Genomic DNA, 21,488 nt, shown 5'->3' with positions numbered 1-21,488 from the left:
GATATAAAATACGGATCTATTTGGTCAGAGCTTGATTAAGCCATTGATCAAATTGGCCTTTTGGTAACGCACCGTTAATCGTATCGACACGTTTGCCATCTTTAAACACCATCACCGTGGGAATACTTCTGATTTGGTACATCGCGGCAAGCTGTTGTTGAGCTTCAGTATCAATCTTAACGAATCGAACATCTCCCGAACGCTCTTTAGCAACGTCACTGAACACTGGCGCAAAGCCAACACATGGGTTACACCATGTTGCCCAGAAATCGACAACCACTGGCTGTGAACTATTCAAAATAGATTGGAAATTAAGTGACGTTCCCTCGATAGGAGCGCCATCGAGCAATGCTGTTTTGCATTTACCGCAGGTTGGGCTTTCTGAAATTCTTTCTGAAGGAACTCGGTTTACGCCATTACAAGAAGGGCAACGTGTGTTGAATGTAGACATAACTTTCTCTTTTTATTGTAACTCCGTGTCTAACGCGATTTACGAATCACGCACGGAGCGCTTATACTGTTTAAAACTAGAATACGATACTTAAATAAAAACAAACAATAAATAGGTAAATGATGACAAAATTTTACGCCGAGATTACGGGCTGGGGAAAGTGTCTGCCACCAGCCGTGTTGTCCAATGATGATCTAAGCACTTTCATTGATACGTCTGACGAGTGGATTAGAACTCGAACTGGTATCGAAAACCGTCGTATCAGTCATGTAAATACCTCTGAGTTAGCGACTGTTGCTGCTCAACACGCAATGGCGTGTGCTGGTCTTACTGCCGAAGATATCGACCTCGTGATCATCGCGACGTGCAGCCCAGACTCCCTTATTCCAAATACTGCGTCTAAAGTTCAACAGAACCTAGGCATCAAGAGCGCAGCGGCTTTCGACCTTAACGCAGCGTGTACAGGGTTCATCTACGGCGTTGAAACGGCGACTCGACTGATTCAAGCAGGCAACTACCGTAATGCTATCGTAGTGGGTGCAGAACGCTTGTCATTCTTCATCGACTGGACCAAGCGTGATACTGCGGTTCTATTTGGTGACGGCGCAGGTGCTGTGGTTCTATCTCGCACTGAAGAGCAGGTTGGCTTACAAGAAGCGCAAATCGGTTGTGACGCAGAAGGCCGTGACATTCTAGCGGTACCCAAATTCGGTACTTCTATGGACCGCTTTGCTGCAGATAACGGTTACTGGGACTTTGATTTCGTAGGTAAAGAGATCTTCAAGCGTGCAGTGAAAGGCATGGGCGCTGCTGCACACACAGTATTAAGCCGTACTGGCATCTCAACCGACAATATCGATGTTGTGATTCCGCACCAAGCTAACATCCGAATCATCCAAACTTTGTGTGATATGGCGGGTATTGAGCGCGAGAAAGCGTTTGTTAACATCCAAAACTACGGCAACACGTCGGCAGCTACTGTGCCAATTGCACTGTGTGAATCATTAGAGCAAGGCTTCGTTAAACCTAACTCTAACATCTTGCTTGCGGCATTTGGTGCAGGTTTAACTTGGGGTGCTGGCCATATTAAGTGGGGCAGTCGTGTTGAACCGTTAGGTCAATCGGATGCGAAGCTTCCAGAAGCGGATAAATCTGCTTTGGAGCTTCTAGAAAGAGCCATTTTACACTGTAAAACGCGTCCTAACTCAGAAAGTGAGTAGCGGAGTATGGTACGAGTTCGCCTTTTAAGTCGGATTCGCCCCATGATATAAATCGACCACGATAGTGCTCGTTTAATTAGGGACTTCTACAGTCCCTTTTGTTATTTCTTAGGAAGTGTTTTGAAGAAAGTTTTAGCAATTGGCTACGTTTGGCCAGAACCGAATTCATCGGCGGCGGGCAGCCATATGATGTCACTTTTACGCCTGTTCAAGAGACAAGGTTGGTCAGTTGAATTTGCAACGCCAGCTCAAGAAACCGAGCACATGATTGATCTATCTGAAGAGGGCATCACGAGCCAATCTATACAGTTAAATTGCGATAGCTTTGACCAGTACATCGAAGAGCTGCAACCCGATGTCGTGATGTTTGACCGTTTTATGATGGAAGAGCAGTTTGGTTGGCGTGTTGAGAAAGTATGCCCGAATGCATTTAAGTTACTGGATACGGAAGACTTGCAGTTCCTACGTAACGCGCGCCATGAAGCGGTTAAGAAAGAGACTGAACTGACCAAAGCGCATTTGTACAGTGACTTGGCTAAACGTGAAATTGCCGCAATCTTACGCTGTGATCTTTCATTGATCATTTCAAGTTACGAGATGGAGTTGCTTCAATCTGAGTTCAATATCGATCCTAAACTGCTTCATCACTTGCCGTTCATGGTTGATCTTAATACACTTCCTGAAAGCACAAAAAGCTTTGAAGAACGTAAGCATTTCATGACGATAGGTAACTTTAGACACGCACCGAACTGGGATGCTGTGCTTCAGTTACAGAAGATTTGGCCGAAGATTCGCAAGCAGTTACCTGAATCCGAACTTCATATTTACGGATCTTACCCGCCGCCGAAAGCAACGGCTTTGCACAACCCTAAAACCGGTTTCCATATCAAAGGTTGGGCAAAAGACGCTCAAGAAGTGATGGGGCAAGCTCGTGTGTGTGTTGCACCACTGCGATTTGGCGCGGGCATTAAAGGTAAATTGCTTGATGCGATGAAGCTACAAACTCCGAATGTGACGAGCGAAATTGGTAGTGAAGGCATGTTACCGCAAGGTGAGTTGCAATGGCCTGGCGCAGTTGCAGACGATATCGACGAGTTTGTTGAACAAGCTGTAGCTCTCTATAAAGATGAAGAGAAGTGGCTGAAGGCACAAAGCCAATGTCATTCAATCCTTGAAGCGCACTACGAGCAAAATCAACTGGGTGACAAATTGATTGAGCGATTAACTGCGTTAGAGTCTGAACTTGAATCTCATCGACTGGATAACTTCTTTGGTTCGATGCTCAAGCACCACAGCATGGCGAGTACCAAGTACATGTCGCAGTGGATAGCTGAAAAGAACAAGACTAAGTAACTGGCACAATAAACCGAATCAAATCATAAGCCCTTAGGTTAACGCCTAGGGGCTTTTTTCATGGGGGACGCTTCTAAATTCCAAACTTACAAATCGAAACATAACGCCATTACATTAGCATTGACTAATTTATATTTATTAGTAAACTCTAATTTATATTTATTAGTAAGACCTAATTTATATTTATTAGTAAGACCTAATTTAAAGTGCGACGAGTTAAATTTAAGTTTGTGGATGGGAGAGGTCAGTGATGAGTTTAATACCTTGGGATGCATTTTTCGGTGGCATGTTGTTAGGCGCGTCGGCAATTATTCTTATGTTAGGAATAGGGCGAGTAGCAGGAATTAGCGGTATTGTTGGCCGCTTGTTACCGTCGAGAAAGAACAAAAGATTAGAATCAGGATCCGAATCGAACTCGGACTCCAGCATTGAGAAAACCGAAAAACATTGGCGACTTGCTTTTGTTGTCGGAATGGTCGCGAGCGGTTGGTTATTGATTCCAACGGGCTACCAACTTCCGCAATTAGAAGAGATCAACTTCGCAGTGGTTATCATCGCCGGGCTATTGGTGGGCTTCGGTACCAAGATGGCGAACGGTTGTACTAGCGGTCATGGCATTGTCGGAATGGCTCGTTTGTCTAAACGTTCAATTGTCGCAACCTGTGTATTTATGGGTGTCGCGATGGCAACAGTGCTGGTTAAAAACCTGATTGGCTTGGGGGCATAATGAAAAACTCTTCATTTACTATCGTTATCGGCTTGTTCGCAGGTCTTCTGTTTGGGTCTGGAATGATCATTTCAGGCATGGTTGATCCTAACAAGGTACTCGGCTTCTTAGACATTACCGGTAACTGGGACATTAGCTTGGCATTCGTTATGGGTGGCGCGCTATTGATCTTCGCTCCGTTTTATCATCTGGTCATTAAGAAGCGCTCTCAAGCCGTCAATGGCGAACATTTAGATAGCAGTAACAATCCACTAATCGACAGAAAGCTGATTCTTGGCTCTACAGCGTTTGGCTTAGGTTGGGGGATTGCAGGCTTTTGCCCGGGGCCTGCAGTAACCAGCCTTAGTGGCGGTAACCCTACGGTATGGCTATTCGTCTTAAGTATGCTGGTGGGGATGTGGCTGGCGGGTCGAACCAATAAAAGCTGCTAGCAGTGCGCCTACCATTTCTTGCATGGCTGATAGGATTCGCTCTTATCTGACCAAATAGAGAGGCTGACCCGCTTTAAGTAAAAAGCCAGTCAGCCTCGTTCTATATCTACTGTTTTTTATTATTTGCACTTATCTACAATCTGCAGTTATCTATAACTTACTGTTTGATCGTTGTTGAAACTGGGCAGTGATCACTGAGTTTGTAGTCCAGAACATCTTGCGTTTCAAATACCTTTTGTTTCGCAGGAGAGGCATCCAAGGACTTGCTCACAACAATATGGTCAATCACCGAACGAAATTGATGCGTGCGATGGTTATTGCGGTTTGAGCGCACCTTACAATCTGCTCGAGTTTTTTTTGTTACCAACTGAGCATCAGTATTTTGCGTCATATCTTTCCACATCCAATCTCGTGAATAGGAGAGGTTATGGTTAAAGTCGCCCAGAATCGCATAGTCTTCGCCTTTACGTTCTCTTTGCTGTATCCACTTATTCAATTGCTTAGCTTGGTCTTTAAGTCTTGAACAGTCACGGTTCGACTTGTAAGCGCCGCTGCATCCGGCCTTTAAGTGCACTGACAACATGTGAATTGGATTTGAATCCGTTTCCACAACCATATAACTGGCAAATCTGAGCTTGCCGTTAGCACTCGTTTCCAGAGGAAAGTCAGCGTAGTCAGTGAGAGCGATTCCTTTACGAACCGCGAAGCCTGTATATTGGTTCACTTCTTTGAATTGTCGGTTACTGTTTTTGGGCAATGAACGATCAGACATCAATATTTTGTATTGATCGCCGGCGATGCGCTGAATGGCATTGACGTCATCGACTTCCTGAAAAGCGACCACATCCGCATTTAAGGATTGGAAATACTGTTCGAGTTTATCGAAATCAGCTTGATCACGTTGGGCAGAAAACTTATTCACAGCCTCGTTGGTTGATAACCATTCGATATTCCAACTGGATATGGTCAAAGGTTCAGCAAATGTCTGGCTACTGAGTAAGCAAGCTAACATTATCCACTTTTGAAGTCGTTTCATCCCAAATATCCCTAATTTTGGTGTCCAATATAGTTGAGCCGTTATCCTACAACACTTACCAAAAATTCAACTCTTTTTAGCAGTTTTTTTATTGTTACATTGTTTCTTTTCGACTTGAGAACTCACGTAATAATATTGGATTTATCTTGTTCAGCGAGCGTGTTTTATTGATCCAAATCAATACTCAAAGTTGGTGGTTCTCGTTAAATACGCCACAATATCTAGTGTTAGTTAAACGATAAATCGCTCTATATAGTGTGTTTGTGGATAAGTCTGTGAATACCTCAAGAGTAAGGAGAAGTGGTGAAATCAATCGTAATCAAGCGTGATGGCTCAAGAGCTCCATTCAGTAGAGATCGTATCCAAGCTGCAGTGGAAGCAGCATCAGACAAAGCCGATAAGGAAATTGCTATTTATGCTCTGAATGTGGCATTAGCAGTTGAGTTGAAGCTCGAAGACTACGATGAAGTTCATATTTCTGAAATTCAGACTTTGGTCGAGAACGAGCTAATGCAGGGACCTTATAAGTCTCTGGCTCGTGCCTACATTGAATATCGTCATGACCGAGACATCGCACGTGAAAAGCAAAGCGCTTTAACTCGTGAGATCGAAGGCTTGATCGAAGAAAGCAATGTTGATCTGATCAATGAGAATGCCAACAAAGACGGTAAAGTTATCCCAACTCAGCGTGACTTACTGGCGGGTATCGTGGCTAAACACTATGCAAAAACTCACATTTTGCCGCGTGACATCGTACAAGCTCACGAGTGTGGTGACATTCATTACCACGATCTAGACTACGCACCGTTCTTCCCAATGTTTAACTGTATGCTTATCGACTTGAAAGGCATGTTAACGCATGGCTTCAAGATGGGTAACGCGGAAATCGACACACCTAAGTCTATTTCTACGGCAACAGCAGTAACCGCACAGATCATCGCGCAAGTCGCGAGCCATATCTATGGCGGTACTACGATTAACCGTATCGATGAGGTTCTAGAACCTTACGTAATGACGAGCTACGAGAAGCATTTATCACTAGCGAAAGAGTGGGACATTCATAGCCCAGAAGCTTTTGCTATCTCTCGTACAGAGAAAGAGTGTTACGACGCGTTCCAATCTTTGGAATATGAAGTAAACACGCTGCACACAGCTAACGGGCAAACACCATTCGTGACGTTTGGTTTTGGTCTAGGCAAAAGCTGGGGTTCGAAACTTATCCAGCAATCTATCTTGAAAAACCGCATCGCAGGTTTGGGTAAGAACCGCAAAACAGCGGTATTCCCTAAACTGGTGTTTGCAATCAAAGATGGTTTGAACCACCAGAAGCAAGATCCAAACTACGACATCAAGCAATTGGCGCTTGAGTGTGCGTCTAAGCGTATGTACCCAGACATTCTTAACTACGACAAAGTAGTAGAAGTGACAGGGTCATTTAAAACGCCTATGGGTTGCCGTAGCTTCTTGAATACTTACGAAGAAAACGGTGAGTTGATTCACGAAGGCCGTAACAACTTAGGTGTTGTTAGCTTGAACTTGCCACGTATCGCGATTAACGCGAAGCAAGATATGGTTAAGTTCTACGAACTACTTGATGAAAAACTGAAGCTGGCTCGTCGCGCTTTAGAAACTCGTATTTCTCGTCTAGAAAACGTGAAAGCACGTGTTGCTCCAATCCTTTACATGGAAGGTGCTTGTGGCGTTCGATTGAAAGCAGACGACTCTATTGCCGATATATTCAAGAACGGCCGTGCTTCTGTTTCTCTTGGCTACATTGGTATCCACGAAGCAATGACTGCGCTTTACGGCACAGACGTTCACTTGTATGACGACGGCGAAATGCGTGCTAAAGCGCTTGAGTTAGTGGAATACATGAAGCGTGAAGTGGAATCTTGGACGAAAGAGACAGGTTACGCATTCAGCCTATACGGCACACCAAGTGAAAACCTATGTAGCCGTTTCTGCAGCATTGATACCAAAGAGTTTGGTGTGATTGATGGCGTAACAGACCGTGGTTACTACACCAACAGCTTCCACTTAGACGTACAGAAGAAAGTGAACCCATACGACAAGATCGATTTCGAGATGCCTTATCCAGAAATTTCTAGCGGTGGTTTTATCTGTTACGGCGAATTCCCGAACATGCAGAAGAACATCGAAGCACTAGAAAACGTATGGGATTACAGCTACACACGTGTTCCTTACTACGGCACCAACACGCCTATTGATGAGTGTTACGAATGTGGCTACAACGGAGAGTTTGATTGTACAAGTAAGGGCTTTACGTGTCCTAAGTGTGGCAACCATGACTCAACAAAAGTATCGGTAACACGCCGTGTTTGTGGTTACCTTGGTAGCCCAGATGCACGACCATTTAACTTCGGTAAGCAAGAAGAAGTTAAACGTCGCGTGAAGCACCTTTAGTAAGCTCTAAAATCATTAGCTAGCTTACTAAGAAGAGCTACGTTTCAAGAAACAAGATTGGTATCGGCGCTATGTCGATACCAATTCTTTTATTTCAGCTCTTACAGCATTTCGCTTCAAACTATTAAGCAATAACGAGTTTTCAAAACTGCCTTATGAACTACCATCAATATCACCCAATCGACGTTGTAAACGGCCCGGGAACACGCTGCACTTTGTTTGTGTCGGGTTGTGTGCACCAGTGTCGCGGGTGTTACAACCAATCGACGCAAAGTTTGGACTCAGGGCACTTGTTCACTCGAGAACTGCAAGACCACATTATCGCTGATCTGAACGATCCGCGAATCAAGCGTCGTGGCTTGTCGCTTTCTGGTGGTGATCCTCTGCATCCTGCAAACGTATCTGAAGTGCTTCAGCTTGTTCAGCGTGTAAAAGCAGAGTGTGAAGGTAAAGACATCTGGGTGTGGACGGGTTACGAGCTAGACGAGCTAGATGAAAATCAGAAGCAAGTGCTTGAATACGTCGATACTTTGATTGATGGTCGCTTTGAACAAGATAAAGCGGATCCAATGTTGGATTGGCGTGGTAGCTCAAACCAAATCATTCATCGATTTACTGACATATAACAGTTGTCGTGGCTTAGCACACTCGTAAAACGAAAAAGGGCGTCATGGTTAGCGCAATGCAACCAATCGGCCCTTGGGTGTGAGTTCTTTTCGTTTATTCGCTTAAACTACCATTCAAGCAACGACCTGATCTGGCTCTTCTATTAAGTTGTTGATCCATTTCTTAGAGTGAATCCGCTGGCTAGTTAAAGCTATCTTCGCTAGCTCTTCCAGCAGCACAATCATCAAAACCCATTCTAGAGACCAACCCAGTACCAAAGCGGTGAAATAGGCGAGGGGAATACCAATGGCCCACTGGCCGAATATGTCGATGAAGATGCTGTAGTTGATGTCACCACCGCTTTTTAACACGCCTCCGATCCCAACCATGTTGAAGACTCTTAGTACCATACCGAGTGCCATTACTAAGGTAACGTTAACGGCCGTATCTTTGAGCTCTAAGTGAGTAAGACCGATCATGTATACGATCGCGGGTTTGGCGATAAAGCACATTAACGCCAGTAAAGCAGCAAGCCCACAACTCACTAACACATAGCCCCAAGCTGTATTCTCGACACGTTGATAGTTCTTCGCACCGATCACGTTACCTAGAATGATGGAAGCCGCAACCGCAAAACCCAAAAAAGCAGAGATCAAAATGCTTTCGACAGGCGATAGCAAGGAAATGATCGCAAGTTCTCCAACCCCCATTTGGCCAACAATAACGTTGTAAATAAGAATCCCGCCCGCCCATGCTGTGTCATGAACCAACAGAGGTATGGCTATCGTGAAGTACTTCTTTCTATGCTTCGCTAATATCGCATCTCGCCAATTGCTTAATGTAGGAAATAGGTGGGCGTAGTGTCTCTTTGCCATAACAAGCAATGCAATGGTTTGAAAGAATCGAGATACCGTGGTGCCAATAGCCGCACCAACCACACCCAGTTCTGGAAACCCAAACAAGCCGAAGATCAATAGGGCGTTGAGAATTGCATTGACGATAATTGCCCAGATACTGATTTTGGTGGGCAGCTTGGCTTCGCCCACAGAACGAAGTGCACTCTCTAGCGGCACAACTACAGCGGTACCAATAAGGCTGGCTCCTGTTATCCAAAGGTAATCCGTTGCCAAGCGGACGTAATCAGGGTCTGAGGCCACCACAGACACGACTGATTCAGGAGCCAATGTATAAATGAACACAAAGGGCATGATGGCAAAGATCGAAAGTGCCCATGATTGCGCTAGTGTACGTCGAATTCCGTTGAAATCACCGGCACCAAAATATTGCGAAGCTAGCACGCTCACAGCTCCACTAATCCCCGATACCATGATCAAGTTGAAGAAGAAGATACGGTTGCCAACGCCAACCGCGGCGGTTGCAGAATCACCAAGCTGATTGACCATAAAAATATCGACCACGCCAAGCAGTGAAAACAACATGGTTTGCAACGAGACTGGTAAACCGATGTGCAATAATTTTTGCCAAAATTCTTTGTCTAAATGACGATATGTCGAGAGCATCGCATTTCCCCGGTAGTGATTATGCGAGAAGTTTATCGGCATTTGTTTTCGCTGTATTCTTCATACTCATCACAAACTTTTGCCAAACTATCCACTTTGATAAGTTGGCCAATTGAATGAGTTAGCAGTGATATGAGTGATAAACAAGAAAGGTATGAGATCTCTGAAAAGACGCATCAAGAGTTTGTCGATCAAAGCCACGTATTGGCATTTGAAGAGCTCGGTATCGTTCAGTGTGGTACGGCGTCGTGCCGCGATTTTTTTTCGGTATATCGGAAAAACCAACAAAAACACATGTTGCTGTATACCGTGAGAGGTAAGGGATGGCTCGAAAGCGAAGGGTGTCGCTACATTCTAGAACCAGGCTCTTGCATTACTGTTCCTGCAGGCGTTGAGAACGGTTTTGGTATTGAAGAAGAAACATGGCAGATCGCATGGATCTTTCTCTCGCCCAACAAGCTATGGGAAAATGTCGTCAATGATGAGGTGAGTTATACGCTATCACCAGCAGCAGAAGTTGTTTCGTCGTGCATTCATACTCTGTTGAGAAGTATTGCCTTGCCCATCGATTTGGGTGGAGCTATTGCCACTCACAGCGTTGCCCAAATTGAATTCATGATTAATGCGCCGGTTCCGCAGCACCAATCACGAAATTTGATTCGCTTAAGGCGCGTATTCGACAACGTACAAAAACAGTTGCACAAAGAGTGGAATGTTCATGAACTCGCGAGCTTATTCCCGTGCTCAGAACCACACTTCCATCGTTTGTGTCAGCGCTATTACTCGCACAGCCCTATGACTCATATCATGCGTATGAGAATGGAATACGCTGCACGGCTACTTAGATCGAGTGATTGGTCGATTCAACACATTGGTGAGATAGTCGGATATCCAAATGCCGCTAACTTTAGCACTCGGTTTAAGGCGTGGTCAGGAATGACACCAAGACAATTCAAACAAAGTGCCCAATAGCGATCTTAATAGGCGCATGGAAACATAAGTCACATAGAAGCATAAGATATCTAGAAATGCAGCGCTTTGAATGGTGCAATTGGTTATTAGGTGTTTGAAATTTGCACTGTTTATCCGTTTGAAATGACCAATCTCTGATTACTTCTGATTACTTATGGTAACTAAGCGCTTCTATTAAAAAATGTTTCTGATTTGTCTACGATAATGTTAACGTGAAACTCATACTTGAATTTCAAAGGGTTGTGACTTTCATGTTTTCACATCTACCAAAACCAACTTTAGATCCAATTCTATCTCTGTCTGTCGCTTACCGCGGCGATACTCGTACTGATAAAGTCGACTTAGGCATTGGCGTTTACAAAAACGACCAAGGTGAAACACCGATCATGAAAGCCGTCTCTAAGGCTCAAGATATCGTTGTTGAAACACAGAAAACCAAAGCTTATGTTGGCCTAGCAGGCTGTGAAGAGTTTAACCAAAGCATGGTTGATTTGTTGCTTAAAGGGACTGCTGCAATAGGTCGCGTTGCTGCGATTCAAACACCAGGTGCAAGTGGTGCACTTCGCATGTTGGGTGACTTGATGAAAGTCTCTCAACCAGACACAACGGTTTGGATTTCAAACCCAAGCTACGTTAACCACAAACCGGTGATGGAAGCGGCAGGCTTAAAAGTTCGATACTACAATTACTTCAGTCCTGAAACGAAGCAAGTTGATACTGCAAGAATGTTGGATGACCTTTCAAAAGCAGGTCCATCAGACGTGGTACTTCTTCACGGTTGCTGTCATAACCCAACGGGTGCTGACATTGATTTTGAAGCGTGGCAGGAAATTACTAAGTTATCGCAAAAGAATGGTTTCTTACCGTTTGTTGATATTGCCTACCAAGGGTTTGGTGATGGCCTAGAAGAAGACGCCAAAGGTCTTCAACATATGGCGAACAACGTAGAAGAGATGTTGATTACGACGTCATGTTCGAAAAACTTCGGTTTGTACCGTGAAAGAACGGGGGCAGCGATTGTTATCGGTAAGAACAGCGAACACGTAAGCAATGCTAAAGGTAAGCTACTGACGCTGGCTCGTTCAACTTACACAATGCCGCCAGACCATGGTGCCGCGTTGGTTAAAACAATTCTTCAGAATCAAGAACTAACGGCGATTTGGAAACAAGAGTTGAGTGAAATGCAGCAACGTTTGTTAAATCTGCGCCAAAGTTTATGTGATGAATTGCGAAATACTTACAACACGTCACAATTTGACTTCATCGAAAGCCATAAAGGCATGTTTAGTGTACTAGGCTTTAAAGAAACTCAAATGAATCAACTACGTGAAGAATATGGAGTCTATGGTGTTGGTGATGGACGCATCAATATCGCAGGCCTTTCTGAATCCCATATTCCTTATGTGGCTAAAGCGATAGCCAACGTTTCAAAATAGAAGGTGACTGAATGTATAATTGGAAAGCGATTGTAGTTTTAATGCTAAGTGGTGGCCTGTTTGCTTGTTCGACGACGACTCAAGTTCCTGTCGAGCCAGAGCAAAAGCCTCAAGTAGAACAACCTGTTGTGGATGACTCTTCTAAGACTGACACAACGGAAGGTGAGAAAGTAACGGAACCTACAGAGAAGCCTGAAGAAGTAAAACCAACGGAACCAGAAGCGAAACCAAAGCCTGAACAAAAACCGACTGCAAAACCAACCAAGACAAGTGACGGCAAACTGATTCTTGGCGAAGAGGAGTGGGTGTTTGTTCCTGGTCTTAAAGAAGCGTTTAAAGCACGAGTTGATACAGGTGCAACAACATCATCAATCAGTGCCGTTGATATTGTTGATTTCGAACGTGACGGTAAAGATTGGGTTAAGTTCAAAATTGAACATGATGGCATCACAACTGAAGAGATCAGCTTGCCGGTAGAGCGTTGGGTTAAGATCAAGCAGTCGAGCGCGGAAGGTACACAACGACGTGCTGTTGTTGTCGCTTCAATTCAAATCGGCGATCTAAAAGATAAGACTGAGTTTACGCTAGCAGATCGAACGCATCTTTCTTTCCCAATTCTGTTGGGGAGAAGCTTCTTTAGAGATGTTGCCGTTGTCGATGTTGGTCAAAAATACGTTCAGAAAAAAGTAACTAAATAGCGTCAATCAGTATTCATTCGAATTAGAGTATGATGCTTTTATTGATGAGAAATGGAATCCCTACTAATGGAATTAGTGGGGATTTTTTCTTTTTATGATGTAATAAACGACGAAATACACTTTATTGTGCGTTGTTCTTCATTCGTTCACTGTTTAACCTCGACAATGTGATCCTGATCTCTATATAATCCGCGCTTCGTTTTATGTTTAATCCATACTTTCGTACTTCTTATTTTGGCTAATTGAAATAGCCAAATAATTATCTGTCAGTACACGCTTAGGAATTAGTTCTTTGATATCTACCGCGAACATCACAATGCAATTTGGCGCAGAGCCGCTGTTTGAAAACATCTCTGCTAAATTTGGTAACGGAAACCGTTATGGTTTGATCGGCGCCAATGGTTGCGGAAAATCAACGTTCATGAAAATCCTAAGTGGCGCATTGACGCCAAGCTCGGGCAACGTTTCGATCACTCCTGGAGAAAAACTGGGTGTGCTAAGCCAAGATCAGTTCGCTTTTGAACAGTACAGCGTTATCGATGTAGTGATCATGGGTGACAAAAAATTGTGGGAAGTAAAACAAGAACGTGACCGTATTTACTCTTTGCCAGAAATGAGCGAAGACGATGGTATGAAAGTCGCTGAGCTTGAAAGTGAATTCGCGGAAATGGATGGCTACACAGCAGAAAGCCGTGCAGGTGATATCCTAATTCAAGCGGGTATTGAAGAAGAATTTCACTTCGGCCTGATGCAACAAGTTGCTCCGGGTTGGAAACTGCGTGTGCTATTGGCACAGGCACTGTTTGCAAACCCAGATATCCTGCTTCTTGATGAACCAACCAACAACTTGGACATTCACACGATTAACTGGCTTGCTGAAGAGCTAAACCAGCGTAAATGTACAATGATCATCATTTCGCACGATAGACACTTCCTTAACTCTGTATGTACACATATGGCAGATATCGACTACGGCGAGCTACGTGTTTACCCGGGTAACTACGAGTACTTCTTAGAAGCGTCGGGTTTGATTCGAGATCAACTTCTAGCGAGCAATGCTAAGAAAGCGGCTGAGATCAGCGAGCTTCAAGATTTCGTAAACCGTTTTGGTGCTAACGCATCTAAAGCAAAGCAAGCAAGTTCACGTGCTAAGAAAATGGACAAAATCACGCTTGATGAAGTGAAATCATCGAGCCGTATGAGCCCATCTATTGACTTTGGTGAAGGTAAGAAACTGCACCGTCAAGCACTTGAACTTAAAGAGCTTGGTCACGGCTTCGATGGCGAAACACTGTTTGCTGGTGGTAACTTGCTACTTGAAGCGGGTACTCGTCTTGCCGTTATCGGTGAGAACGGTGTGGGTAAAACAACACTATTGAAATGCCTAGTTCAAGAGCTAGAACAAAACGAAGGTATCGTTAAATGGTCTGAAAACGCATCAGTAGGCTACTGCCCACAAGATAGCACGTCTGACTTTGATAACGACCTGAGTATCTTCGATTGGATCTCACAATGGCGTACAGTGAAGCACGATGACCTTATGGTACGTGGTATTCTAGGTCGTCTATTGTTTACTGCTGATGATGCGAACAAGAAAGCGCGTAACTGTTCTGGTGGAGAGAAAAACCGTCTGTTATTCGGCAAGCTAATGATGCAAGACATCAACGTGCTTGTGATGGACGAACCAACGAACCACATGGACATGGAAGCAATCCAAGCCCTGAACGACGCATTGAAGGTTTACACGGGGACGCTTATCTTTGTAAGCCATGACCGTGAGTTCGTTTCTTCGCTAGCAACACACATCATTGATGTAAAAGACCAACAATTAGTGAGCTTCCAAGGTACTTATGAAGAGTACTTGGATCATCAGAAAAAGATGCTGATGGTTAGCTTATAACAGTCTTAGTCGGTCTATAACCGTATTTGTTGACCTATAGTTGCATTAGTAATTAGGTAAACGGCTAGCAGCTAACTGTTTATTTGCTAACTATAATAAGAAAGTAATGAGAATAAGAAAGCCCCCGAACACAATAGTGGTCGGGGGCTTTTTGTCGTTCTGATGTTGGTTCTAATTTTAAACGCGGTTAAACAACATTGTTTAACCGCGCTCAAGAGCTAGAACGAATTATCCGTACGTCTAGTATTTAAACAATTGAACTTGAGTATTCAACTGTTGAGCAATACCGCGCAACTCTTCAGACAAGTGACGAGAGTTATCAGCCTCAGTAGACATGTTTTCTGATACATCATTAACCAACTGAATATTCTTACTGACTTCACCGGTAACCGATCTTTGCTCAGAAGCAGCATTCGAGATATGTGAAGCCATCTCCGAGATCTGTTGAATCGATGTCGCGATCTCTTCCAGTGCAATAGTCGCATTGTTTGCATCATCGACACTTGATTGCGCCAAGTCTTGGCTACGTTGCATTGATTCAACCGCACTGACGCTGTTTTTCTGAAGAGTCTCGATCATTTCGCGAATCTCGTCTGTAGAACTGTGAGTTCGTTGAGAAAGAACACGAACTTCATCTGCCACAACCGCAAAGCCGCGACCTTGTTCACCCGCACGTGCTGCTTCAATCGCTGCGTTTAAGGCCAATAGGTTAGTTTGTTCTGCAATATCAGAAATGGTTGATAGAATAGTGTTGATGTCTAACGCATTCTTCTCAACTTCTTGAATGATTCCTGAAGCGTTCTCAACTTGTTGAGCAAGACTAGTGATGGAATCTTGGTTACGAATGATGACTTGCTTACCTTGTTCACAATTCTCTGTTGAACTGATCGCTGAATCAGCCGTCATTTGCGCGTTGTTTGCTACTTCTTCTGCTGTTGCCGACATTTCATGTACGGCTGTAGCAATCTGAGAAATTTCGTGAAGTTGGACTGATAGACCTTCACTTGTTTGACGAGCGACATTGGTACTAATTTCAGATTGCTGATTAAGCTGGTTCGAAGAGCCCGCAATATCACGCACTATCTCTTGAAGTTTTGCTATGAACGCGTTGACGTGATGCGCTAGGGTGCCAATCTCGTCTTTACTATGAACAGTCATACGCTGTGTTAAGTCGCCGTCACCTTTGGACAATGCTTCCATTGCCGAGCTTAGTGTCGTTAATGGCGACAGTGCTTTCTTGATGATAAACATCGCAACAAATGCGATTACAGCAAGTTGTATTAGACCAAATATTACCGACTGACGAACTAATGAATAGTAAGAAGCAAAAGAGTGATCTTTATCTATAACAACAGTGAAGTACCAGTCTGTATGAGGAACTTTCTGAGCAGAAAGAAGGGAGTCGGTACCTTTAATGGTTAACTCTTCAAATTCTGGATTTTGCGCAAGTGATTTGATTTTCTGAGCAGAAAGGTTGTTTGAAATATTAGAAACAGGCTTTAGCGTTAGGCCACGGTCTCTATGGGCAACAATATTACCTTTACCATCGACAAGAAAAGCGTAAACACCAGGTTGCTCAATACTTACAATATCATTGATGAGGGTGTTTAAGTTCAGGTCTGCACCAATAACGCCAGAGAACCCGTTGGTATTGAATGGGCTTGCAATTGTTACCACTAGGTCATTCGTAGCCACATCAACATAGGGTTCAGTGACGACTGTTTGACCTGCCGCCATAGGCGCTTTGTACCAATCTCGAGTACGTGGGTCGTAATCTTGCGGTACTGGCAAATCACCACCTAGAAGAAAGCGACCGTCAGAAAGCCCTGCGTAGGCAATTTGGAACTTACCAGCACTCGTACTTTGAGTTAAATAGCTGGTTGGGTCATCGGTAAAAGTAAATGAATTTTTCGCTGCATTTACAACGTTAATTCGGCCTTCAATCCATTTTTCTATACCCGATACCGTTGTATCAGTTAGTGTATTTGAATATTGCTGAATGGAACGATAGGTTTCGTTAAGAAGTTGCTTACCTGTTACATAAGTCTGAATCATAGTCATTGCGAAAATAATGACAACAAACATCAATGTTAATTTGTTCTTGATTGAAATATTGCTAACACCCATTTACGGTACTTCACTCTATTAGAAATTTGGAAGAGAGTAGCAGTACGCCGTATTACCGTAAAGATATTTTATTACTGATTTTTATCAATAAATGAATAGTATAAAAATGAGTTATAAACGGAAGTGACGAGAAAGGGTGATTTTCGAGGATTTTAAACTAAATGTTTAGTTTTTAGTTGCAAAATCAGACATTAAGGCCAATAGGTCACGAGACTATTAGCCTTTAAGTTACCGTTTAAACAATCGAATTTAACATTTGCTCACTGATGGATCATAAGTGTTGAATAGACTTAAAAGCCAAATCGAGCTGACATTAAGAATTGGTGGCCGTAAGTACCGTTATTTCGAAGGTCAATACCTACTGAAAGCTGTTCTGTTGAGTGGAAGCGAGCCCCTACACCGACAATTGAACTCGTGTCGTCGCTGTCGACGAGTTGACCAAGGCGGGCGTTAACTTCTATGTTTGCCAGCAACCAAGCTCTTAAACCAATATTGATTTCAGTTTTAATGTGGTTACCATCATTACGTTCGATGTTGTGCAGTAACATCTGTCCAGTAATATCAGCCAACTGATTAATTGGGCCGTTGAACCCCATACCTACAGCCGCATCCCAATCCCCTTCAAATTCAGAATCGATTCGAGCAACAAAGTGTGAGTTTTGAGTGAACATTGTTGTGACTTCGCCACCAAATGTACTAGGGCTAATACCTGTGCGTAGCTCAAATGTATTGTAGTTAAAGTTGTTTGCATACGCAGAGAATGAACACAGTGTAACCAACCCCAAAAGGACCGTCTTGTTTGCGCTACCTAGCATGGTGACTCCATATTAATTATATTTTTCGGCATTATAATGCAAAAAAGCCTGCAATATGCAGGCCATTTGTTATAAATCATGTCTTTGAAGTCGACGGTACGGAGTTTGTATCTTACAAAACTTGAATATGATCTACTTCGATCTCTGGCGTTTTACCACCTTCGTATTCGCCAAATATACGAACTTTTGTATCTGCGGTGAGCGGTTGCGCTAGAAGGATATCGTCATCCAGTTCGATTTGAATTTCACTCTGACCATCAGAGAATACGAACGTATCGTTCTTTAGTTGACGAACAATCTTGCCATCTACGATTGCTTCTTGCTCTGCGAACATGCTGGTGTCTGCTAGTAGAGTCGCAACTGAAACGGTTTCAATCGGTCCCGTGTACGCAATAGCGCTCTGATGCTTGTGGTTACTGTCGCTATTGTTGTGATTACTGTTACTGTCGCTGTGATGGTCACTAGCCATTGCGAAAGTAGGAGCGAGGATAATAGTAGATGCGATAGCTAATACAGTTTTTTTCATGGTGAATCCCTTAATGTTGTTTTTATTAGAAACGTTTTTCTTAATTTGAAACGTTTCTTTTCGTGAGTGCGCTTATTTTGTTTGTAAGCTTCGTTTCGATGGAGCTATTAAACAACACTGGGGTTGAATCCAGAGTGAGTAACACATTCATTTTCCATTCATTTTATTGAGCATCTACACGACAATGACGTTAAGATGGAGGCAGAGAAATATTGCCCACAGCTATAAATTGAAAATTAAGAAATAAAGGATTTAAGTACAGATGCGATCACCGTTAAACGCCCTTATGGTTCAAGGGACAACGTCAGATGCCGGAAAAAGTGTTTTGGTGGCAGGTTTATGCCGTGTTTTGGCAAGGAAAGGCATCAAAGTGGCACCTTTTAAGCCTCAAAATATGGCGCTAAATAGCGCAGTGACAAAAGATGGTGGCGAAATTGGTCGTGCTCAAGCGGTTCAGGCACAAGCTTGTAATATTGAGCCTACCGTCCATATGAATCCTGTATTGCTAAAACCCAATTCAGATACGGGTGCGCAAGTGATTCTACAAGGAAGAGCACTGACGAATATGGAAGCGACCGGATATCACGACTACAAGAAAGTTGCGATGAATTCGGTTGTCGATTCGTTTGATCGACTTTCTGAAGAATACCAAAGCGTGATGATTGAAGGTGCGGGCAGTCCCGCAGAGATCAATCTTCGAGAAAACGATATCGCGAACATGGGCTTTGCTGAAAAGGCAGACATCCCAGTGATCATCGTTGCTGATATTGATCGTGGCGGCGTTTTTGCACACCTCTACGGCACATTAGCTCTATTATCTGAATCTGAACAAGCGCGCGTAAAAGGCTTTGTGATAAACCGTTTTAGAGGCGATATTGCGTTACTTCAATCTGGTTTAGATTGGCTAGAAGAGAAAACAGGTAAGCCTGTGATAGGGGTTTTGCCTTATCTGCATGGTTTTAACTTAGAGGCGGAGGATGCGATAACCTCAGCCCAAGAGTCTGATGGAGAAGCTAAACTTAAGGTTGTAGTGCCAGTACTAACTCGAATCAGTAACCATACAGACTTTGACGCTCTGCGACTTAACCCGTCGATTGATTTACGTTACGTAGGCAAAGGCGAGCGCCTGAACAACGCTGATTTGATTGTATTGCCGGGAACAAAATCGGTAAGAGCCGATTTGGAATACCTAAAACAGCAAGGTTGGGATAAAGATATTCAGCGTCATCTTCGCTTGGGCGGGAAAGTGATGGGTATTTGTGGCGGTTATCAGATGCTAGGGAATATCATCCACGACCCAGATGGCGTTGAAGGGAAATCTGGAAGCAGTGAAGGGTTGGGGTATCTTGATACTGAAACGGCACTAACACAGCAGAAAACTTTAACCAATGTGTGTGGAACCATGACACTTGATGGCAAAACTGCACAAGTAAAAGGGTATGAAATCCACGTAGGTAGGACTGATGTCAATGAAACGGTATTACCGGTTCAGTTAGAATCTGGCAGTGTTGATGGTGCTGTGAATCAAGATAACTCAATTTTTGGTACTTACCTGCATGGTGTATTCGATAACAGTGATGCATTGTCGCTTATTTGCGAATGGGCAGGTGCTAATGATGTGACAGCGATTGACCATGAGCAGCTGAAAGAGTTGGGTATCAATCGAATCGCTGATGCGATCGAAGATCACTTGAACCTTGACCTGCTTTGGCCTGAATTGACAGCTTAGGCCGCAACTTAGAAGTTAGCTCAAGAATTTAAACGAACAATAGATAAGTGATAACAATGAAAAAGCGAGTCATCCTTTTAACTATCGTCTTAGTTTCAGCTCTGAGTTCTACTCACCTTTTGGCTGCTGAAAAACTACGAGTTTATGCTGCATCGTCTATGACGAACGCGGTTAACTTGTTGATTGAAGAGTTTGAGAAAGATCATTCTGTCGATGTTATTCCAGTGTACGCGAGCACGTCGTCTTTGGTGCGCCAAATTGAACGAGGTGCGCCAGCAGACATTTTTATCTCGGCAAACGAAAAATGGATGACGCATTTAGTCGATCGTCAATTGGTTTCTAGTGACAATGTCACAAACTTGTGCGAAAACGAACTCGTGCTAATTTCCCCAAAAGAGACGCCAATATCTTTGGACCTCTCAAGCGGTGACCAATGGGCTAAACTTCTAATGAATGAAAGACTTGCAGTTGGCAACACCATGTCGGTTCCTGCGGGTCTCTATGCGAAAGAAGCGCTAGAAACGTTAGGTGTATGGGATGATGTGAAGACTCGATTGGCACCAAGTAACAATGTACGTATGGCATTGGCTTTGGTGGAGCGTAGTGAAGCTAAGCTTGGCATTGTCTACAAAACAGATGCGTTGCTTTCTAAAGAAGTGAACCTAGTGTCGACGTTCCCATCAGATTTACATACGTCAATACGTTACCCTGTAGCTAAATTGAGCGATAAAGTCGTCGCAGAACAGTTCTATACTTTCCTAAAGAGCGAAAAAGCGAAGGACACCTTGAACAGTTTTGGATTTGAAGTGCGTTAAATGATGTATCTATCGGAATACGAATACCAAGCCTTAATGCTGAGCTTGAAAGTCGCTGGTTTTGCCATCTTGTGGCTTATTCCTATCGGCATCGGCTTGGCATGGTTGCTTGCTAAGAAACAATTTGTGGGCAAAAGCATTGTAGAAAGTATTGTCCATTTGCCTTTGGTGCTTCCACCCGTGGTTATTGGTTATTTGTTGCTAGTGATGATGGGCAGACAAGGCGTCATTGGCTCTTGGCTTAATGACGTGTTTGGTATTATATTCAGCTTTAGTTGGAAGGGCGCTGCTCTAGCGTGTGTGGTCGTAGCGTTGCCTCTGATGGTACGTTCTATACGACTGAGCTTAGAAACCGTAGACAGTAAACTTGAAGAGGCCGCAGCTACATTGGGCGCTTCACCTTTTCGTGTGTTCTTCACTATTACATTACCGCTGATGATCCCAGGGATCATTACTGGCACCATGCTTTCATTTGCAAGAAGTCTGGGTGAATTTGGTGCGACTATCAGCTTCGTTTCAAATATTCCCGGTGAAACTCAAACCATCCCTTTAGCCATGTATACCTTTATTGAAACCCCAGGAGCAGAAATGGAAGCCGCACGTTTGTGTGTCATTTCTATTGTGATCGCACTGAGTTCACTGATGCTTTCTGAATGGCTCAACAAAAAGTCAGCAAAACGTTTGGGGGGCAACGCATGAGTC

The 21,488-nt window shown here is 43.7% G+C and carries 19 protein-coding genes; 13 read left to right on the top strand and 6 right to left on the bottom strand.

Annotated features, from left to right (window positions below; genetic code table 11):
- Positions 1-16: 16 nt before the first annotated feature.
- The gene (gene trxC / locus ACED25_RS06275; protein ID WP_004731082.1) at positions 17-451 is read right to left on the bottom strand and encodes a thioredoxin TrxC; all 435 of its coding nucleotides are present in this window, start codon (positions 449-451) and stop codon (positions 17-19) included.
- Between the two features lie 122 nt (positions 452-573).
- On the opposite strand from trxC, the gene ACED25_RS06270 reads away from it, so the two are divergent.
- From ACED25_RS06270 to ACED25_RS06255, 4 genes are all read left to right on the top strand, one after another.
- The gene (locus ACED25_RS06270; protein ID WP_102258003.1) at positions 574-1,671 is read left to right on the top strand and encodes a ketoacyl-ACP synthase III; all 1,098 of its coding nucleotides are present in this window, start codon (positions 574-576) and stop codon (positions 1,669-1,671) included.
- Between the two features lie 120 nt (positions 1,672-1,791).
- On the top strand, positions 1,792-3,024 hold the full coding sequence (locus ACED25_RS06265; RefSeq protein ID WP_371694886.1) for a glycosyltransferase family 4 protein: 1,233 nt from the start codon (positions 1,792-1,794) through the stop codon (positions 3,022-3,024).
- A gap of 250 nt (positions 3,025-3,274) precedes the next feature.
- Positions 3,275-3,751, top strand: coding sequence for a YeeE/YedE family protein (locus ACED25_RS06260; RefSeq protein ID WP_371694904.1), 477 nt, complete (start codon positions 3,275-3,277; stop codon positions 3,749-3,751).
- Positions 3,751-4,182 carry a DUF6691 family protein gene (locus ACED25_RS06255; RefSeq protein WP_371694885.1) on the top strand — a complete coding sequence of 144 codons (432 nt, stop codon included), beginning with the start codon at positions 3,751-3,753 and terminating at the stop codon, positions 4,180-4,182. The genes ACED25_RS06260 and ACED25_RS06255 overlap by 1 nt, the downstream gene beginning before the upstream one ends.
- Before the next feature lie 157 nt (positions 4,183-4,339).
- On the opposite strand, the gene ACED25_RS06250 is transcribed toward ACED25_RS06255, so the two are convergent.
- Positions 4,340-5,218, bottom strand: a complete 879-nt coding sequence (locus ACED25_RS06250) for an endonuclease/exonuclease/phosphatase family protein (protein WP_371694884.1) — start codon at positions 5,216-5,218, stop codon at positions 4,340-4,342.
- Positions 5,219-5,521: 303 nt separating this feature from the next.
- On the opposite strand from ACED25_RS06250, the gene nrdD reads away from it, so the two are divergent.
- On the top strand, positions 5,522-7,642 hold the full coding sequence (nrdD, locus tag ACED25_RS06245; RefSeq protein WP_371694883.1) for an anaerobic ribonucleoside-triphosphate reductase: 2,121 nt from the start codon (positions 5,522-5,524) through the stop codon (positions 7,640-7,642).
- 155 nt (positions 7,643-7,797) lie between these two features.
- Positions 7,798-8,268, top strand: a complete 471-nt coding sequence (gene nrdG, locus ACED25_RS06240; RefSeq protein ID WP_371694882.1) for an anaerobic ribonucleoside-triphosphate reductase-activating protein — start codon at positions 7,798-7,800, stop codon at positions 8,266-8,268.
- Positions 8,269-8,382: 114 nt separating this feature from the next.
- Here nrdG and ACED25_RS06235 read toward each other — a convergent pair whose 3' ends face one another.
- On the bottom strand, positions 8,383-9,810 hold the full coding sequence (locus ACED25_RS06235; protein WP_371694881.1) for an MATE family efflux transporter: 1,428 nt from the start codon (positions 9,808-9,810) through the stop codon (positions 8,383-8,385).
- A 90-nt stretch (positions 9,811-9,900) separates the two neighbouring features.
- On the opposite strand from ACED25_RS06235, the gene ACED25_RS06230 reads away from it, so the two are divergent.
- The 4 genes from ACED25_RS06230 (at position 9,901) to ACED25_RS06215 (ending at position 14,774) form a co-directional block, all read left to right on the top strand.
- Complete coding sequence (locus ACED25_RS06230) at positions 9,901-10,740, top strand: AraC family transcriptional regulator (RefSeq protein ID WP_371694880.1); 840 nt, start codon at positions 9,901-9,903, stop codon at positions 10,738-10,740.
- 251 nt (positions 10,741-10,991) lie between these two features.
- On the top strand, positions 10,992-12,176 hold the full coding sequence (locus ACED25_RS06225) for an amino acid aminotransferase (RefSeq protein WP_029222762.1): 1,185 nt from the start codon (positions 10,992-10,994) through the stop codon (positions 12,174-12,176).
- A gap of 11 nt (positions 12,177-12,187) precedes the next feature.
- Positions 12,188-12,874, top strand: a complete 687-nt coding sequence (locus ACED25_RS06220) for a RimK/LysX family protein (RefSeq protein ID WP_012600617.1) — start codon at positions 12,188-12,190, stop codon at positions 12,872-12,874.
- 292 nt (positions 12,875-13,166) lie between these two features.
- Positions 13,167-14,774: an ABC-F family ATPase gene (locus ACED25_RS06215; RefSeq protein WP_080518033.1), complete on the top strand. Its 1,608-nt coding sequence runs from the start codon at positions 13,167-13,169 to the stop codon at positions 14,772-14,774.
- A 240-nt stretch (positions 14,775-15,014) separates the two neighbouring features.
- Here the strand turns inward: ACED25_RS06215 and ACED25_RS06210 are convergent, their stop codons facing one another.
- From ACED25_RS06210 to ACED25_RS06200, 3 genes are all read right to left on the bottom strand, one after another.
- Positions 15,015-16,901 carry a methyl-accepting chemotaxis protein gene (locus ACED25_RS06210; RefSeq protein ID WP_017101870.1) on the bottom strand — a complete coding sequence of 629 codons (1,887 nt, stop codon included), beginning with the start codon at positions 16,899-16,901 and terminating at the stop codon, positions 15,015-15,017.
- A 290-nt stretch (positions 16,902-17,191) separates the two neighbouring features.
- The gene (locus ACED25_RS06205; RefSeq protein WP_009845348.1) at positions 17,192-17,716 is read right to left on the bottom strand and encodes a hypothetical protein; all 525 of its coding nucleotides are present in this window, start codon (positions 17,714-17,716) and stop codon (positions 17,192-17,194) included.
- A 112-nt stretch (positions 17,717-17,828) separates the two neighbouring features.
- Complete coding sequence (locus ACED25_RS06200; protein WP_012600619.1) at positions 17,829-18,242, bottom strand: YgiW/YdeI family stress tolerance OB fold protein; 414 nt, start codon at positions 18,240-18,242, stop codon at positions 17,829-17,831.
- A gap of 262 nt (positions 18,243-18,504) precedes the next feature.
- Here ACED25_RS06200 and ACED25_RS06195 point away from each other — a divergent pair, with 262 nt between their 5' ends.
- From ACED25_RS06195 to modB, 3 genes are read left to right on the top strand one after another with little or no spacing between them, the layout of a single operon-like run.
- A complete protein-coding gene (locus ACED25_RS06195) occupies positions 18,505-19,971 on the top strand; it encodes a cobyric acid synthase (RefSeq protein ID WP_017101869.1) in 1,467 nt (488 codons plus the stop codon).
- 56 nt (positions 19,972-20,027) lie between these two features.
- The gene (gene modA / locus ACED25_RS06190) at positions 20,028-20,786 is read left to right on the top strand and encodes a molybdate ABC transporter substrate-binding protein (RefSeq protein ID WP_017101868.1); all 759 of its coding nucleotides are present in this window, start codon (positions 20,028-20,030) and stop codon (positions 20,784-20,786) included.
- Entirely contained in the window at positions 20,787-21,485 is a 699-nt protein-coding gene (modB, locus tag ACED25_RS06185) for a molybdate ABC transporter permease subunit (protein WP_017101867.1), read from the top strand.
- The last annotated feature ends 3 nt before the right edge of the window (positions 21,486-21,488 follow it).

Source organism: Vibrio sp. 1F263 (assembly GCF_041439035.1).
Lineage (GTDB): Bacteria > Pseudomonadota > Gammaproteobacteria > Enterobacterales > Vibrionaceae > Vibrio > Vibrio tasmaniensis_A.
This window is presented reverse-complemented; position numbering and strand designations above follow the sequence as displayed.